Genomic DNA, 15,916 nt, shown 5'->3' on the forward strand with positions numbered 1-15,916 from the left:
ATCACTCGTCTCCCTCGGCGGTCGCACCCGTTCCCGGGAGGTTGGCCAGCCTGTCGTAGGCGTCCTGGATGTCGCCCGTCTGGCCCTCGTCGCGCAACGTCTCGAGGTACTGCTCGTACTCGCTCTCGCTGACGACCTTCACGTTGAACAGCATCATCGAGTGGTACTCGCCGCACAGCTCCGCGCACTTGCCGGCATACGTGCCCTCGCGCGTCGGGGTGAACGACCAGTAGTTCTCGTGCCCGATGTACATGTCCTTCTTGTAGAGGAAGTCGATGATCCAGAAGGAGTGGATCACGTCGCGCGACTGGAGCTCGATCTTCACCGTCTTGTCGACGGGGAGGTAGAGCGTCGGCAGCTGCGCCTGGTCGACGTTGCCCGCGGCGTCGGTCTGGGCCTGGATGCCCATCGACCACACGGCGTCGTCCGTCGACCCGTCGTCGCCGTTGTACTGGAAGTCCCAGGCCCACTGCTTGCCGATCGCGACGATCGACACATCGGGGTCTTCGGTCTGCGTCTCGAGGACCATCTGGTCGCGCGCCGTGAAGGCGAAGAAACCGACGACGAGGATGAGCGGCACGACCGTGTAGAAGATCTCGATCGGCATGTTGTACCGCAGCTGCACCGGCAGACCCGTCTGGCCCTTGCGACGGCGGTAGGCGATCATCGCCCAGAGCATCAGCCCCCAGGTGATGATGCCGACCACGAGCAGCACGATCCACGAGTTGACCCAGAGACCGGCGACCATGTCGGTGTGGTTCGTGGCGGGCGTGCCGTCCTCGACGAAGCCGGGAAGGAAGCCGTGCAGCTCGGTCGGGCTGCATCCGGCGAGGATGACTGCCGACGCGATCCCCAGGGGGAGAACGGCCCAGCGGTTTCGACGTTTCGAAGGCACGGCGCACCTTTCAGATCACGGATGAAGCTTCCTTCAGTCTAGAGCAAGCTCACACCCGATTCAGGCCATGCGCCCAGGCAGCGAAAACACGTCGGCGCGGTCGAACCGCGGAAATCCGGGCCCGACCGCGCCGATGCGCGGCACGACAAAATACGTCAGTGGAAGCTGTCGCCGCAGGCACAGGAGCCCGAGGCGTTCGGGTTGTCGATCGTGAAGCCCTGCTCCGAGATCGTGTCCTTGAAGTCGATCGTGGCGCCGTCGAGGTACGGGACGCTCATGTCGTCGATGATGACCTCGACCCCGTCGAAGTCGACCGTCTGGTCGCCGTCGAGGAAGCGCTCGTCGAAGTACAGCTGGTAGATGAGGCCGCTGCATCCGCCCGGCTGGACGGCGACGCGCAGACGGAGGTCGTCGCGGCCCTCCTGCTCGAGAAGGTTCTTCACCTTGACGGCGGCGGCGTCGGTGAGCGCCACACCGTGGGCCTCGGTGGCCTGGTCGGTCGACAGTGCGGTGTCGGTCATGACTCTCCTTCGGTGCGAGCCCGCGGCGTATGGCGGGATGCCTCGATTCTACGACGTCCCGGCCCCGGAGGCACCGGGCGTCGTCAATTCGTGCGCGCGTCGAGCAGTTGGAGCAGCAGCGCCTCGGACAGCACCGCCCGACGGAACGTGTCGAGGTGCAGCGACTCGTTGGGGCTGTGTGCGCGGGTGTGCGGGTCCTCGATCCCCGTCACGAGGATCTGCGCGTCCGGGAACTGCTCGACCAGATCCGCGATGAACGGGATCGATCCGCCGACGCCGATGTCGACCGGCTCGACGCCGTATCCCTCGGCGAGCGCGGTGCGGGCCAGCCCGACCGCCCAGCCGCTCGTGTCGACGAGGAAGGCGTCTCCGAAGTCCACGTCGGAGAACGTGAGCTGCGCGCCGAACGGAGCATGCGCGCGCAGATGCGTCTCCAGCGCGGCGTACGCCTCCTCGGCGCGCTGGCCGGGCGCGACACGCGCGGAGACGACGACCGAGATCTCGGGCGCGAGCGTGTTGGATGCGGCGGCGACGCTCGTCGCGTCGATCCCGGTGACGGTGATCGAGGGCTTGTTCCAGATGCGGCCGAGGATGGAGCCCCGCCCGATCGTCTGCACACCCTCGGGCAGACCCGCCTCCCCCCGGAGGGTGGCCTCGGCGTATTCCGGGGTCTGCGCATCCCGCTCGACGAGACCCTCGACCGCGACGGCGCCGTCGTCGTCCCAGAGGGTGGCGAGCAGCTTCACCGTCGCGAGGAGCGCGTCGGGCACCGCTCCCCCGAACATGCCGGAGTGAGAGGCGTGATCGAGCGTGCGCACGGTCAGCGTGAACCGCGTGTTGCCGCGCAGCGACACGGTCAGCGCGGGGGTCGTGGCATCCCAGTTCCCCGAGTCGGCGACGACGATCACGTCGCTGCGGAGCGCGTCGGCGTTGTCGGCGAGGAACTGGCCGAACGAGCGCGAGCCGTACTCCTCCTCGCCCTCGATGAACAGGGCGACACCGAGTGACAGGTCGTCGCCGACGACCTCGCGGAGCGCCCGGAGCGCGGCGATGTGCACCATCACTCCGGCCTTGTCGTCTGCGGCGCCGCGCCCGTACAAGCGCCCGTCGCGCACCGTCGGCTCGAACGGAGGCGTCTCCCAGAGGGCGTCGTCACCGGTCGGCTGCACGTCGTGATGCGCGTAGAGCAGCACCGTGGGCCGGCCGTCGCGCGCGGCGCGGGTGGCCAGCACCGCGGGCTGTCCGAGCTCCTCGGTCCCCGGTATGCGGGAGCGCTTCACCTCGACCCGATCGAAGACTCCGGTTGCCTCGGCGAGAGCGGCGACCGCCTCGGCACTGCGCTGCAGCTGCGTCTGGTCGAATGCCGGCCAGGCGATCGAGGGGATGCGCACGAGCGCACCGAGATCGGCGAGGGCGGTGGGGATGCCGGTGGCGACCGCTTCGTGGACGGCATCCTTCCGGGGAGTCTCGGAGGTCATGCGGGTAATCTTAGGGCGAACCCCCTTTCCGCCTCCCCGAGGAACTCCCGTGGCCAACACCTCCGCAGACTCCGCTCCGCACGACGCCGAGAGCACCCCCGTGAGCGGCAAGGGGCGTCCCACGCCCAGCCGCGCCGAGCAGGAGGCGGCCCGCAAGCGCCCCCTCGTGGCCGACACCAAGGAGGCGAAGGCGCGCGCCCGTGCGGAGCTCGCCGCCGCCCGGGAGAAGGCGCGCGTCGGCATGGCCGCCGGTGACGAGCGCTACCTCCCGGTACGGGACAAGGGGCCGCAGCGCCGTTTCGTCCGCGACTTCGTCGACTCGGGGTGGCACGTCGCCGAGCTCGTGATGCCCGTGATGGTCGTCGTGCTGCTGCTGATGTTCGTCAACATCCCGTTCCTGCAGTTCTACTCGTACGTCGCACTGTGGGGGTTCATCGTCATCGCCGTCCTCGACATGGTGCTGACCTCGTTCCGCGTCAAGAAGGCCGCGCGCCAGAAGTTCGGCGAAGGCCGCATTGAGCGCGGTCTCGGCTGGTACGGCGCGATGCGCACGGTGCAGATGCGCTTCATGCGCCTGCCGAAGCCGCAGGCCAAGCGCGGCCAGCGTCCCGCCTGACCCCGCGTTCTCAGGAAGGCGGGGTCAGCGGGAGCGGGATGCGGCGACGAGCCCGCGGTTGATCTGCCGCCCCCAGAGCGGGCCGCGGTAGAGGAACGCCGTGTAGCCCTGCACGAGCGTGGCGCCGGCGTCCAGCCGCTCCTGCACGTCGGCGGCCGTCTCGACGCCGCCGACCGAGATGACGCAGAAGTCCTCCGGCACCACGGCACGCACAAGGCGCAGCGCCTCCAGCGAACGCGCCCTGAGCGGCGCGCCGGACAGTCCGCCGGCCCCCGCCGCCTCCACGACCGCCGCCGGAGTCCGCAGACCCTCACGCGAGATCGTGGTATTGGTCGCGATCACGCCGGCGAGCCCCAGTTCTACCGCGAGACGCGCGACGGCCTCGATCTCGTCATCGGCGAGATCGGGGGCGAACTTCACCAGCAGCGGTGTCGTGCCGGATGCCGCGTGCACCGCCTCGAGCAGGGGGCGGAGCGTCTCGACCGCCTGCAGCCCGCGCAGCCCCGGGGTGTTCGGCGAGGAGACGTTGACCACGAGGTAGTCGGCGAGCGGAGCGAGCAGCCGGGCGCTGCGCACGTAGTCGTCGGTCGCGTCCTCGACCTCCACGCCCCGGCTCTTGCCGATGTTCACGCCGACGACGGGCCGGTGCACGTGCCTCCTCAGCCGCACGAGCTTCGCCGCCGCAGCCTCGGCGCCACGGTTGTTGAACCCCATCCGGTTCACGACCGCGCGGTCGGGGATGAGGCGGAAAAGTCGCGGACGGGGGTTTCCCTCCTGCGGCACCGCCGTGATCGTGCCGACCTCGACGTGCCCGAAGCCGAGTGCGTACAGTCCCGCGGCACCGGTCACGTCCTTGTCGAACCCGGCCGCGATCCCGAACGGCGAGTCGAACTCGAGCCCGAGGGCGCTCGTGCGCAGCGCCGCCGCCGGACGCGTGAACGCGCGCGCGGCGATCGAGAACGGCGGCACCGACAGCATCCGGATCACCCGCATGGCGACGTGGTGCGCCGATTCGGGATCCATGCGGGAGAGGACGTGGCGGAACAGCAGCGGATACATCGTCAGTCAGGTTACCGCCGTACGCCCCACCCGACCGACACGGGTCACTCCCCCGGCGCGGCCGAGAGCCGACGCGCGCGGTCCTCGCGCAGCTGCTCGATCGACGTCTCGAAGTCCTCGAGCGAGTCGAACGCCTGGTACACGCTCGCGAACCGGAGGAACGCGACCTCGTCGAGCTCGCGCAGCGGGCCGAGGATGGCGAGACCGATCTCGTTCGTGTCGATCTGCGAGGAGCCGGTCTGTCGCACCGCCTCCTCGACCTTCTGCGCGAGCACCGCGAGATCGGCATCGGTGACCGGACGCCCCTGGCAGGCCTTCCGAACTCCGGAGATGACCTTCTCACGACTGAACGGCTCGATGACGCCGGAGCGCTTGATCACGTTGAGGCTCGCGGTCTCGATGGTCGAGAACCGGCCGCCGCACTCGGGGCACTGACGGCGGCGGCGGATGCTGAGACCGTCGTCGCTCGTGCGCGAGTCGATGACGCGGGAATCGGGATGGCGGCAGAAAGGGCAATGCATGACAGCGACAGGCTATCTCTCGAACCGCGCTTCGACGGCCTCGCCGTGCGCAGGGAGCGCTTCGGCCTGTGCCAGCGTGACGATCGCGTCGCGCACGGCGGCCAGCGCGTCGCGGTCGTACTCGATGACCTGCTGCGGCCTCAGGAACGTCGCCGCCGACAACCCGGCGGCGTACCGGGCCTGTCCGCCCGTGGGGAGCACGTGGTTGCTGCCGGCGAGATAGTCGCCGAGGCTCACGGGGGCGTGGTCGCCCACGAAGACGGCGCCCGCATTGACGAACTCCTCCACCCGGGGATCGTCCAGGTGCAGCTCGAGGTGCTCGGGCGCGTAGGCGTTGCTGAAGGCGGTGGCCTGGGTCAGATCGTCCACGAGCACGATCGCCGACTGCGGCCCGTCGAAGGCCGCGGCCACCCGCTCGGCGTGGCGCGTGCGCGGTGCCCGGATGATGAGCTCGGCCGCGACCGCATCGGCGAGCACGGACGAGGCGGTGACGAGCACGGCGGAGGCCTGCTCGTCGTGCTCCGCCTGACTGATGAGGTCCGCCGCGACCAGACGTGGATCGGCCGAGTCGTCGGCGACGATCAGGATCTCGGTCGCGCCCGCCTCGGAGTCGGTTCCGACCACGCCCGCCACGGCGCGCTTGGCAGCCGCCACGAAGTTGTTGCCGGGGCCCGTGACCACATCCACCGGGTCGAGGTCGAGAGCGTCCACGCCGTGCGCGAACGCGCCGATCGCGCCGGCACCGCCCATCGCGTAGACCTCGTCGATGCCGAGCAGACGCGCGGCGGACAGGATCACGGGATGGACGCGGCCTCCCTGATCGCGCTGCGGGGGCGAGGCGAGCGCCACGACCTCGACACCGGCGACCTGCGCCGGCACCACGTTCATGACGACGCTCGAGGGATAGACCGCCTTGCCGCCGGGGACGTACACGCCCACGCGGCGCACCGGCTGCCAGCGCTGCGTCACCCGCGCGCCCGGTCCGACCTCCGTCACGACAGGAGCCGGGACCTGGGCCGCGGATGCCGTGCGCACACGGGCGATGGCCTCCTCCAGCGCGGCCCGCACCTTCGGGTCCAGGGTCGCGAGAGCCTCATCGAGGTGCGTCGACGGAACACGGACGGCGTGTCCCGTGACGCCGTCGAACCGCTCGGCCTGCGCACGCAACGCCGCCTCGCCGGACACCGCCACGTCATGGACGAGCTGCGCCGCCGTCGTCAGCGCCGACTCGCGGGCGACATCCGCCCGCGGGACGGCGGCCAGCAGCTCGGCCGCCGAGAGCGTGCGGCCGCGAAGGTCGATGGTGCGCAGCATCCCTCCAGGCTACCGGCTCGGAAGCGGCGACCGCGGCCGTCGGACGTCACCCCCGGGTGACGTCCGACACGTCGTGCAGGTAGCCGATGCGACCGTCCTCGTGCCGCACCACGAACACCTCGCCGCGGTCCTCGATCACCAGGGCCCACGCGGTCGGGCCGATCACGAACAGCGTCGCGCCCGTCTCGTCGAGCACCTCGCGCTCCACCGGGGCCAGAGCCCAGAACGGCTGCTGCGCGGGTACGGCCACCGGGTCGGGGTCGGAGGCATCGTCGACGACGGGCGACGACGAGAAGGCATCGCCGAGCGGGGTGAACTCCCCCGTGTCGTACGCCGCGGTGGTGTTCGCGGGCTCCGCGGCCGGCACCGCGGTCGGATCGACCGTGGCCGTCTGATCGGCGACCGGGTACACGGTCTGCGGGTGGGCGCCGGTGGCGTCCTGAGGGGCGTGCACGGCCGGTTCGGGTGCGGGACGCGCGACCACCGGACGCAAGGGCCGGGCGTTCCGGTGCGCGATCGTCTCGTCGCGGTAGTCGAAGTCGTCGCCGATCGTCGGGATGAACGGGGCGAAGACGGTGAAGACCACACCCGCCGTCATCAGCACCAGCTGGACCCACTGGACCCAGCCCGGCACCCAGACGCCTCGCGCCGCACCGAAGGCGACGATGTCCCAGACGTACTGCAGCCACAGCACGGCCGACACCGAGAAGGCGACGGAGGCGAACTGATCGATGCCGAGCGATCCGACGCGCCGGATGCCCGTCGGCGACAACCGCCGGAGGACGATCAGGAAGACCGCGACGGTCGGGGTGCCGATCGTCAGCACCCAGAGGAGTCCGGCGGTCCACACCGACTGGAACGCGCCGGGCGTCAGCGAGAAGAAGGAGAAGAGGAACCCGAGCGCCCAGATGCCGAGCAGCACGATCTCGCGGATCGAGAACGGGCCCACGCCGTACTGGGGCGGCGCCGTCACGTCGGTCTCGACGACGTCGTCGTCCTCGAAGCGGCCGTCGAGCTCCTCGTCGGAGTTCTGGGGGGTCTGGTCATCGGTCATGTCGCATCCTTCCGGGCGCGGGCACACAGGGCGGGGAGATCGGTTCGATCCTAACGGCGGTGGCCGGTGTCGACCACGAGGTGTTCATCCAAGGCAATTCGGCCCGAGCAGCCCCTTCAGATCGCCGAAGAGGTCGGCGCTGACCGAGACCGGATGCGGCACCTCGAAGACCTTCGCCACGCCGTCGCGGTGCAGCTTCAGAGTCACCTCGGTCTCGCCGCGATGACGCGCGAGGACGGCCGCGAGATCCTCGACCACGCTCTGCGTCGCCCGTTGCTCCGGCACGACGAGCACCAGGGCGCCGGCCGTGTCCACGGTGCCCAGATCGGGCGAGAAGCAGCTCTGCGCATGCAGGTTCATGCCGTCGTCGCGTCGGGAGACCCGCCCGCGCACGACGAGGATCGAGTCGGCTTGCAGCTGCGCCTGGAACTCGGTGTAGGTCTTGCCCATGAACATCACGGTGATCTCGCCGTTGAAGTCCTCGACGGTGATCATGCCGTACGGGTTTCCGCTGGCCTTGGCCACGCGATGCTGGACGCTCGTCACGAGCCCCGCGACCGTGACCTGGTCGCCGTCAGCGACGTCCTCGGACGCCAGCAGATCGTGGATCCCCGTCGAGGCGTGTTTCGCGAGCGGGATCTCGAGCCCCGCGAGCGGGTGGTCGGAGACGTAGAGCCCGAGCATCTCGCGCTCGAACGCCAGCTTGTCCTTCTTCGTCCACTCGGGGCGCTCCGGGACCTTGGCCGGCATGATCTCCTCGGCCTCGTCGTACAGGCTGTCGAAGTCGAACCCGATCGCGCCGGTCGCCGCCTTGCGCTTGGTCTCCACTGCGGCCTCGGTGGCATCCTCGTGGACCTCCATCAATGCTCGGCGGGTGGACCCGAGCGAGTCGAAGGCACCTGCTTTGATCAGCGACTCCACGGTGCGCTTGTTCGCGACGTGCAGCGGCACCTTGGTGAGGAAGTCGTGGAAGCTCACGAAGCTCTCGTTCGCACGCGCCGCCACGATCCCGTCGACGACGTTCGTCCCGACGTTGCGCACGGCGCCGAGACCGAAGCGGATGTCCTCCCCGACGGCCGCGAAGTACCGGATCGACTGCCCGACGTCGGGCGGCAGCACCTTGATGCCCATGCGACGGCACTCGTTGAGGTACACCGCCATCTTGTCCTTCGAGTCGCCGACGCTGGTGAGCAGCGCCGCCATGTACTCGGCGGGATAGTGCGCCTTGAGGTACGCCGTCCAGTACGACACCAGCCCGTAGGCGGCCGAGTGCGCCTTGTTGAACGCGTAGTCGGAGAAGGGCAGCAGGATCTCCCACAGCTTCTGCACGGCCTCGTCCGAGTACCCGTTGGCGTGCATGCCGGCCTGGAAGCCGGCGAACTGCTTGTCGAGCTCGGACTTCTTCTTCTTGCCCATCGCACGGCGCAGGATGTCGGCCTGGCCGAGGCTGAAGCCGGCGACCCTCTGGGCGATCGCCATCACCTGCTCCTGGTAGATGATGAGGCCGTAGCTCGTGTTCAGGATCTCGGCGAGCGACTCCTCGAACTCCGCGTGGATCGGCGTGATCTCCTGCTGGCCGTTCTTGCGGAGCGCGTAGTTGATATGGGAGTTGGCACCCATGGGCCCGGGCCGGTATAGCGCGATGACGGCCGAGATGTCCTCGAAGTTGTCGGGCTTCATCAGGCGCAGCAGCGAGCGCATGGGGCCGCCGTCGAGCTGGAACACCCCGAGGGTGTCGCCCCGCGAGAGCAGCTCGTACGAGGCCTTGTCGTCGAGCGTCAGGTCTTCGAGGACGAGCGGCTCCCCGCGGTTGGCCTCGATGTTGTCGAGCGCGTCGTTGATGATCGTGAGGTTCCGCAGCCCGAGGAAGTCCATCTTGATCAGGCCGAGCGACTCGCAGGCCGGATAGTCGAACTGCGTGACGATCTGGCCGTCCTGTTCGCGACGCATGATCGGGATGATGTCGATGAGCGGATCGCTCGACATGATGACGCCGGCCGCGTGCACGCCCCATTGGCGCTTCAGGTTCTCCAGGCCCACCGCGGTGTCGAAGACCGTCTTGGCCTCGGTGTCGCTCTCGATGAGCGCGCGGAACTCGGAGGCCTCCTTGTAGCGCGGGTGCTCCCGGTTGAACATGCCGTCCAGCGGCATGTCCTTGCCCATCACCGCGGGCGGCATCGCCTTGGTGAGCCGATCCCCCATGCTGAACGGGAACCCGAGCACGCGCCCGGCGTCCTTGAGCGCCTGCTTGGCCTTGATCGTGCCGTACGTCACGATCTGCGCCACGCGCTCGTCGCCGTACTTCTCGGTGACGTACTGGATCACCTCGCCGCGGCGACGGTCGTCGAAGTCGACGTCGAAGTCGGGCATGGAGACGCGGTCGGGGTTCAGGAACCGCTCGAAGATGAGACCGTGCTGCAGCGGGTCGAGATCGGTGATCCGCATCGCGTAGGCGGCCATCGAGCCCGCACCCGAGCCGCGGCCGGGACCGACCCGGATCCCGTTGTCCTTGGCCCAGTTGATGAAGTCGGCGACGACGAGGAAGTACCCCGGGAACCCCATCTGCACGATGACGCCGGTCTCGTACTCGGCCTGCTGACGGACGTCGTCGGGGATGCCGGCCGGGTACCGGTACTCGAGGCCCTTCTCGACCTCTTTGACGAACCAGGACTCCTCGGTCTCGCCCTCGGGCACCGGGAAGCGCGGCATGTAGTTGGCGCTCGTGTCGAACTCGACGCTGCAGCGCTCGGCGATCAGCAGTGTGTTGTCGCACGCCTCGGGGTGGTCGCGGAAGATCTGCCGCATCTCGGCCGACGACTTGATGTAGTACCCGTCGCCGTCGAACTTGAACCGCTTCGGGTCGTCGAGGGTCGATCCGGACTGCACGCAGAGCAGCGCCGCATGGCTGGTCGCGTCGTGCTGGTGCGTGTAGTGGGAGTCGTTCGTCGCCACGAGCGGGATGTCGAGGTCCTTCGATATCCTGATCAGATCGCTCATGACCCGTCGCTCGATCGAGAGCCCGTGGTCCATGATCTCGGCGAAGTAGTTCTCCTTGCCGAAGATGTCCTGGAACTCGGCCGCGGCCGCTCGCGCCGCGTCGTACTGGCCGAGTCGCAGGCGTGTCTGCACCTCGCCGGACGGGCAGCCGGTCGTCGCGATCAGTCCGTTGGAGTACTTCTGCAGGAGATCGCGATCCATCCGCGGCTTGAAGTAGTACCCCTCGATGCTCGCCTTCGAGGAGAGCCGGAAGAGGTTGTGCATGCCCGGGCTGTTCTGCGACCACAGGGTCATGTGGGTGTACGCACCCGATCCCGAGACGTCGTCACTGGACTGCTCGGGCGTGCCCCACCGCACACGCGACTTGTCGGAGCGGTGCGTGCCGGGGGTCACATAGGCCTCGATGCCGATGATCGGGTTGATGCCGGCATCCTTCGCCGTCTTGTAGAACTCGAACGCGGCGAAGGTGTTGCCGTGGTCGGTGACGGCGATCGCCGGCATGTCGAGCCTGGCGGCCTCCTGCACCATCGGCCCGATGCGGGCCGCGCCGTCCAGCATCGAGTACTCGCTGTGCACGTGCAGGTGAACGAAGGAATCTGCTGCCACCCGTCGAGTCTACGTTCGCGGCACCGACACGGTGCCCGAACGTTCGCGGCGTGACGCCGCATCCGCGCCGCGCGCGAGGGCGGGAACGCGCGTGACACGCCGGGTCGGATGCGCCCGGGCCGGCGCGTCGCGGACGATTCCCGCCGTCGGCCCGATCGGCGCCGCGCGGCCGCTACGGAGCGGAGTCGACCACCGAGATCGACACCTCGGTCCTGCTCGACCACGCGGGCGCCTCCTCGCTGCCCGCGGGCAAGGTCCCCGTCCCGCTCCCTCCGTCGGTCACGGCGACGATGTAGCCGCGGGCCGTGTCGAGAACGAACTCGATCGGAGCGCCCGTCGCCCGCTCGTACGAGAGGGTGGTGAGGTCGCCGTCGGTCGCCACGACCGTCACGCCGTCGAGCGTCGCGAAGGCGCGGAGCAGCGCCGCGCGGGCATCGGCCGGGGCGAGGTTGAAGACGTTCACGTCGCTGAGGGTCTCGGAGAAGTAGTGGGCGAGACCGTTCGCGTCGCCCTCGCCGTCGTAGCGGTCGGCGAACCAGGCGATCACGCCGTCGACGTCGTCCGGCAGGTCGGCGTACAGGTCGCGGTCGTCGAGGTAGTACTCGAACGTGCCGCCGTCGCCGCCCGCCGCCTCGGCCACGCCACCGGGATACCTGGTGACGCCGGCGAGCCGCTCGTTCCCGAGCCCCGATGTCTCCGCCCAGTCCGCAGCCGCCTCGTCGGCGCGGGGCCCGTATGCCGCGGTGACGCGATAGGGGTCGCGCTCCCGGACCCACTCGTCCCCGGGATCGGCCGGCACGTAGGTCGCGATCGTGTCCTCCACGCGGAGGGCGGCCTCCGCATCCCCCTGCGCGCCGTTGTTGAATCGCGCGCCGTCGGGCATGTCGGCATCCCAGCGCGGGATCCAGCTGAAGACCGTCTCGACGCGCAGGAACTGACCGGGCTCGAGCGTCGTCGCCGGGGCCGAAGCCTCGGCCGCGTCGGCGGCGGTCTCGAACGCCGCCGACGCGGTGGCCGTCTGCGCCGGAACCAGCACGCCGCCCGCGACGATCGCGGCCGTGGCCGCCGCCGTGGCGATGCCGCCGATCCCGATGCCGCGCCACCGCCCCCGCGGCCTACGGGCGCTCTCGCGCTCCGGCGCCGACCTCGCCAGCTCCTGACGCAGTGCCCGCCGCGCCGTCTCCACCTGGGCATCCGTGAGCGCCGGGCCATCCGCCCCTATCTCACGCACTCGTTCCATAAGCTCCATCGGTCTCCTCCTTCGCCATCCAGGTCAGCCGGGCCGCGGTGCGCGAGCCCGGTGGTGCGAGCTTGCGCCGCACCCGGTTGAGCCGGGACCGCACGGTCCCGACCGGCACTCCGAGCGCGAGCGCGACCTCCTCGTACGTGAGGTCGCCCCAGGCGTACAGCAGCAGGGTGTCGCGATCGCGTGCCGACAGCGCCGCGATCCGCGGTGCCAGGGCGCGGACGGCGGCCGCCGCATCCGCCCGCGCCCCCGCTGCGCCGATCGCGCCGTCGCTGACGTGCTCCTCCCGTGCCGCAGAGGCCGCGAACGACCGCCACTGGGCGGCCTCCTGCGCGCGGTGACTCTTGATCAGGCGGGACGCGATGCCCAGCAGCCAGGGCTTGGCCGAGTCCCACGTCCCGTCGAAGTCCCCTCGGCGGCGGAACGCCACGAGCATCGTCTCGCTGAGGACGTCCTCCGCCGCGTCCGAGCCGACCCACCGTGCCGCGAACGCGCCGACGACCCGCGCGTGCCGCTCGAACAGCTCCGCGAAGGCGGGAGGGTGCTCGAGAGAGCGGCGGATGATCTCGCTGTCTGTGCTCACGAAGGGTATTGCCCGATACGCCCGGGACGGTTCACGGGTCTTCACACGACCCTAGGCTTCGCACGACCCTAGAGTGGACCGCATGGCCACGCCCGACTTCATCCTCGAGCTCCGCCGCATGGTCGGCACCCATCCGCTGACACTCTCGGGCGTCACCGCGGTCATCGTCCGCGACGGGAACGTTCTCCTCGGACGGCGCAGCGACGACGGCGCGCTGACACCCATCACGGGCATCGTCGATCCTCACGAGGAGCCGGCGGATGCGGCGCGGCGTGAGGCTCTCGAGGAGGCGGGTGTCGCCATCCGTGTCGACCGTCTCGCGTGGATCCACCAGATCCCGCGGGTCACCTACCAGAACGGAGATCGCACCGACTACCTGGACCTGACGTTCCGGTGCAGCTGGCTCGAGGGCGAGCCCTACCCCGCGGACGGCGAGATGACGGAAGTCGGCTGGTATCCGCTCGATGATCTGCGGGGCGTCGGCGACGAGATGCGGCGGCGCATCTCCGCGGCGCTCCTCGACGGCCCCACGCTGTTCGAGGGCGGTCGCTGAGTCGTCTCAGCCGAGGTCGAGGCGCATGAGCTCAGGCATCAGCACACGTTGGCGTCAGGCTGCTTCGAGCCCACCATCATCGCGAGGTCGGCGAAACGAGTGGCCGGTCGCACCTCGATGCTCGCGCCGCCACCCCCATCCGACACCCCGCCAGCCCGTCTCCGTCCGACGCTGCCGCGACGGTCACTCGCCACGGAGGACGGCGAGGGCGTGCGCGAGGTCCGCGGGATAGGGCGAGCCGAACGTCGCCCACTCCCCCGAGGACGGGTGCGTGAACGAGAGCTCGTGGGCGTGCAGCCACTGACGGGTGAGTCCGAGTCGCGTCGAGAGCGTCGGGTCGGCGCCGTAGAGCGGGTCCCCGACGCAGGGGTGCCGGTGGGCTGCCATGTGCACGCGGATCTGATGCGTGCGCCCGGTCTCGAGGTGCACCTCGAGCAGCGAGGCGCCGGGGAACGCCTCGAGCGTCTCGTAGTGGGTGACGGAGTCCTTGCCCTCCGGCCGCACCGCGAACTTCCACGAGTGCGAGGGATGGCGGCCGATGGGCGCATCGATGGTGCCCGCGAGCGGGTCGGGGTGCCCCTGCACCACGGTGTGGTAGATCTTCTCGACCTCGCGCTCCTTGAACGCGCGCTTGAGCGCGGTGTACGCGCTCTCGGTCTTGGCGACGACCATCAGCCCGCTCGTGCCGACATCGAGGCGGTGGACGACGCCCTGCCGTTCGGCAGCGCCCGTCGTCGCGATCCGGAAGCCGGCAGCGGCGAGGGCGCCCAGGACCGTCGGCCCCTCCCAGCCGATCGAGGGGTGCGCGGCGACGCCGGACGGTTTGTCGACCACCACGATGTCGTCGTCGTCGTAGACGATCCCCAGATCGGGCACCGCGACCGGGATCACCTCGGGCTCCCGTCGCGGCGTCCACTCCACCGACAGCCAGCCGCCGGCGCGGAGACGGTCCGAGCGTCCCATCGCGCGTCCGTCGAGGGTGACCCCGTCCGCATCCGCGATCTCGGCGGCGAAGGTGCGAGAGAAGCCGAGCATCTTCGCCAGAGCGGCGTCGACGCGGACGCCGTCGAGCCCGTCCGGGACGGGGAGGGAACGGGATTCCACGTCAGTCCCGACGGGGTTCGCCGGGCTCGGGCGTCACCGTCGGCGCGCCGACCTCGGGCGCCGCGGTCGGGAACAGGGAGTCCCGGTCCTCCCCCGTGCCGATCGGCGTCGAGTCGTCGGCGGGGGCATCGCCGGGAGCCGGCTTGCGCTCGCGGGTGCCGTCGAAACGGAGTCCGATGAGCACGAGCAAAGCGACGCCGATCATCATCGTCACGATGAAGATGTCCGCGACGTTGTAGATCGCGGGCATCATCCAGGGCGTCGAGATGAAATCGACGACGTGGCCCACGGGGAATCCCGGCTCGCGGAGCAGCCGGTCCGTGAGATTGCCGAGGACTCCGCCGAGCAGGAGGCCCAGGATCACCGCCCACGCCCGCGAATGGACCCGACGGGCGATCACGCTGATCGCGCCCGCCACGCCCGCGAGGGCGATCGTGAAGACCCACGTCACGCCCTCGCCGAGCGAGAAGGCGGCGCCGGGGTTGCGGATCAGGTAGAGCACCAGCGCGTCGCCGATGACCGGAACGGCCTGCTCCGGCGGGAGGAAAGTGATCGCGAGGTGCTTCGCGAACTGGTCGGCGGCCAGCACCAGCACCGCCAGAGAGGCGATGATGATGCCGGCCGCCGCCGCACGCAGAGGTGGTCGAGCCGACAACGGCCGACCTAGAGCCCGATGGCGGAGACCGGGGTGTTTCCCGTCGAGGTCGACGTGGTCTCGAGGTCGCGGAGCTTGCCCTCGATGAGCGCGCGCAGCTGCGAGCGGTAGTCCCGCTCGAACTGGCGGAGCTCGGTGATGCGGCTCTCCAGGACCCCGCGCTCCTTCTCGAGTCGCGACAGCTCCTCGCGACCCTTCGCCTCGGCCTCGGCCACGATGGATGCGGCCTGCGACTGGGCGTCGGAGATGAGCTGGTCGCGCTGCGCCTTGCCCTCGGCGACGTGCTCGTCGTGCAGGCGCTGGGCGAGCTCGATGATGCCGGCGGTCGCGGCGGTGCCGCCGCCTGCTGCGACAGTCGGCGCGGGGGTCTCGATGATCGCCTCTTCGACGACCACGGTCTCCGCGGGCTCGGACGCCGACGGCTTCTCGACCGGCGCGGGTACGGCCTCGCCCGACTCGAGCGCGGCGAGCTTGGCCTTCAGCTCGTCGTTCTCGGCGATCGTCTTGCGCCACTCGACGACGATCTCGTCGAGGAAGTCGTCCACCTCGTCGGGGTCGAAGCCCTCTTTGAAGCGAACGTGCTGGAACTGCTTGGTGACGACGTCATCCGGAGTCAATGCCATGGTGATTCCTCTTTCGGGGGCGGCGGCATGCCGATGTCAGGGGGATGATGCCCGCGGAACGGGCCGCTCCAGCCAAGCATAGTCGGGGTCG

At 69.8% G+C, this 15,916-nt stretch carries 15 protein-coding genes; 2 read left to right on the forward strand and 13 right to left on the reverse strand.

Going from position 1 to position 15,916, the window contains the following annotated elements:
• Position 1: 1 nt before the first annotated feature.
• The 3 genes from coxB to GVL03_RS03610 form a co-directional block, all read right to left on the reverse strand.
• Complete coding sequence (gene coxB / locus GVL03_RS03600) at positions 2-895, reverse strand: cytochrome c oxidase subunit II (protein WP_159499604.1); 894 nt, start codon at positions 893-895, stop codon at positions 2-4.
• A gap of 155 nt (positions 896-1,050) precedes the next feature.
• Positions 1,051-1,416, reverse strand: a complete 366-nt coding sequence (gene erpA / locus GVL03_RS03605; RefSeq protein ID WP_159499606.1) for an iron-sulfur cluster insertion protein ErpA — start codon at positions 1,414-1,416, stop codon at positions 1,051-1,053.
• A gap of 83 nt (positions 1,417-1,499) precedes the next feature.
• On the reverse strand, positions 1,500-2,894 hold the full coding sequence (locus tag GVL03_RS03610) for a dipeptidase (protein WP_159499608.1): 1,395 nt from the start codon (positions 2,892-2,894) through the stop codon (positions 1,500-1,502).
• Between GVL03_RS03610 and GVL03_RS03615 the strand changes: the two genes are divergently transcribed.
• The gene (locus tag GVL03_RS03615) at positions 2,893-3,510 is read left to right on the forward strand and encodes a DUF3043 domain-containing protein (protein ID WP_159499610.1); all 618 of its coding nucleotides are present in this window, start codon (positions 2,893-2,895) and stop codon (positions 3,508-3,510) included. The two genes, GVL03_RS03610 and GVL03_RS03615, sit on opposite strands and share 2 nt — an antisense overlap.
• Before the next feature lie 24 nt (positions 3,511-3,534).
• Here the strand turns inward: GVL03_RS03615 and GVL03_RS03620 are convergent, their stop codons facing one another.
• The 7 genes from GVL03_RS03620 to GVL03_RS03650 form a co-directional block, all read right to left on the reverse strand.
• Positions 3,535-4,569, reverse strand: coding sequence for a quinone-dependent dihydroorotate dehydrogenase (locus GVL03_RS03620; protein ID WP_159499612.1), 1,035 nt, complete (start codon positions 4,567-4,569; stop codon positions 3,535-3,537).
• Between the two features lie 44 nt (positions 4,570-4,613).
• On the reverse strand, positions 4,614-5,090 hold the full coding sequence (gene nrdR, locus GVL03_RS03625) for a transcriptional regulator NrdR (protein ID WP_159499614.1): 477 nt from the start codon (positions 5,088-5,090) through the stop codon (positions 4,614-4,616).
• Positions 5,091-5,102: 12 nt separating this feature from the next.
• Positions 5,103-6,404 carry a histidinol dehydrogenase gene (gene hisD / locus GVL03_RS03630; RefSeq protein ID WP_159499616.1) on the reverse strand — a complete coding sequence of 434 codons (1,302 nt, stop codon included), beginning with the start codon at positions 6,402-6,404 and terminating at the stop codon, positions 5,103-5,105.
• Positions 6,405-6,450: 46 nt separating this feature from the next.
• Positions 6,451-7,458 carry a hypothetical protein gene (locus GVL03_RS03635; protein WP_159499618.1) on the reverse strand — a complete coding sequence of 336 codons (1,008 nt, stop codon included), beginning with the start codon at positions 7,456-7,458 and terminating at the stop codon, positions 6,451-6,453.
• A gap of 84 nt (positions 7,459-7,542) precedes the next feature.
• The gene (gene dnaE / locus GVL03_RS03640; RefSeq protein ID WP_159499620.1) at positions 7,543-11,061 is read right to left on the reverse strand and encodes a DNA polymerase III subunit alpha; all 3,519 of its coding nucleotides are present in this window, start codon (positions 11,059-11,061) and stop codon (positions 7,543-7,545) included.
• A gap of 172 nt (positions 11,062-11,233) precedes the next feature.
• A complete protein-coding gene (locus GVL03_RS03645; protein ID WP_159499621.1) occupies positions 11,234-12,310 on the reverse strand; it encodes a hypothetical protein in 1,077 nt (358 codons plus the stop codon).
• Entirely contained in the window at positions 12,285-12,890 is a 606-nt protein-coding gene (locus tag GVL03_RS03650; protein WP_159499623.1) for an RNA polymerase sigma factor, read from the reverse strand. Before GVL03_RS03650 ends, GVL03_RS03645 begins: the two co-directional genes overlap by 26 nt.
• 82 nt (positions 12,891-12,972) lie before the next feature.
• On the opposite strand from GVL03_RS03650, the gene GVL03_RS03655 reads away from it, so the two are divergent.
• Positions 12,973-13,443 (forward strand): NUDIX domain-containing protein, encoded by a 471-nt coding sequence (locus tag GVL03_RS03655; protein ID WP_159499625.1) that lies wholly within the window; start codon positions 12,973-12,975, stop codon positions 13,441-13,443.
• 183 nt (positions 13,444-13,626) lie between these two features.
• On the opposite strand, the gene GVL03_RS03660 is transcribed toward GVL03_RS03655, so the two are convergent.
• Genes GVL03_RS03660 through GVL03_RS03670 form a run of 3 tightly spaced genes read right to left on the reverse strand, consistent with a single transcriptional unit; the run spans position 13,627 to position 15,825 of the window.
• Entirely contained in the window at positions 13,627-14,547 is a 921-nt protein-coding gene (locus GVL03_RS03660; protein ID WP_159499627.1) for an RluA family pseudouridine synthase, read from the reverse strand.
• Position 14,548: 1 nt separating this feature from the next.
• The gene (locus GVL03_RS03665; protein WP_159499629.1) at positions 14,549-15,202 is read right to left on the reverse strand and encodes a signal peptidase II; all 654 of its coding nucleotides are present in this window, start codon (positions 15,200-15,202) and stop codon (positions 14,549-14,551) included.
• An 8-nt stretch (positions 15,203-15,210) separates the two neighbouring features.
• Positions 15,211-15,825, reverse strand: coding sequence for a DivIVA domain-containing protein (locus tag GVL03_RS03670; protein ID WP_159499631.1), 615 nt, complete (start codon positions 15,823-15,825; stop codon positions 15,211-15,213).
• Between the last annotated feature and the right edge of the window lie 91 nt (positions 15,826-15,916).

Origin of the sequence: Microbacterium sp. 18062 (assembly GCF_902706225.1) — a bacterium.
GTDB lineage: Bacteria > Actinomycetota > Actinomycetes > Actinomycetales > Microbacteriaceae > Microbacterium.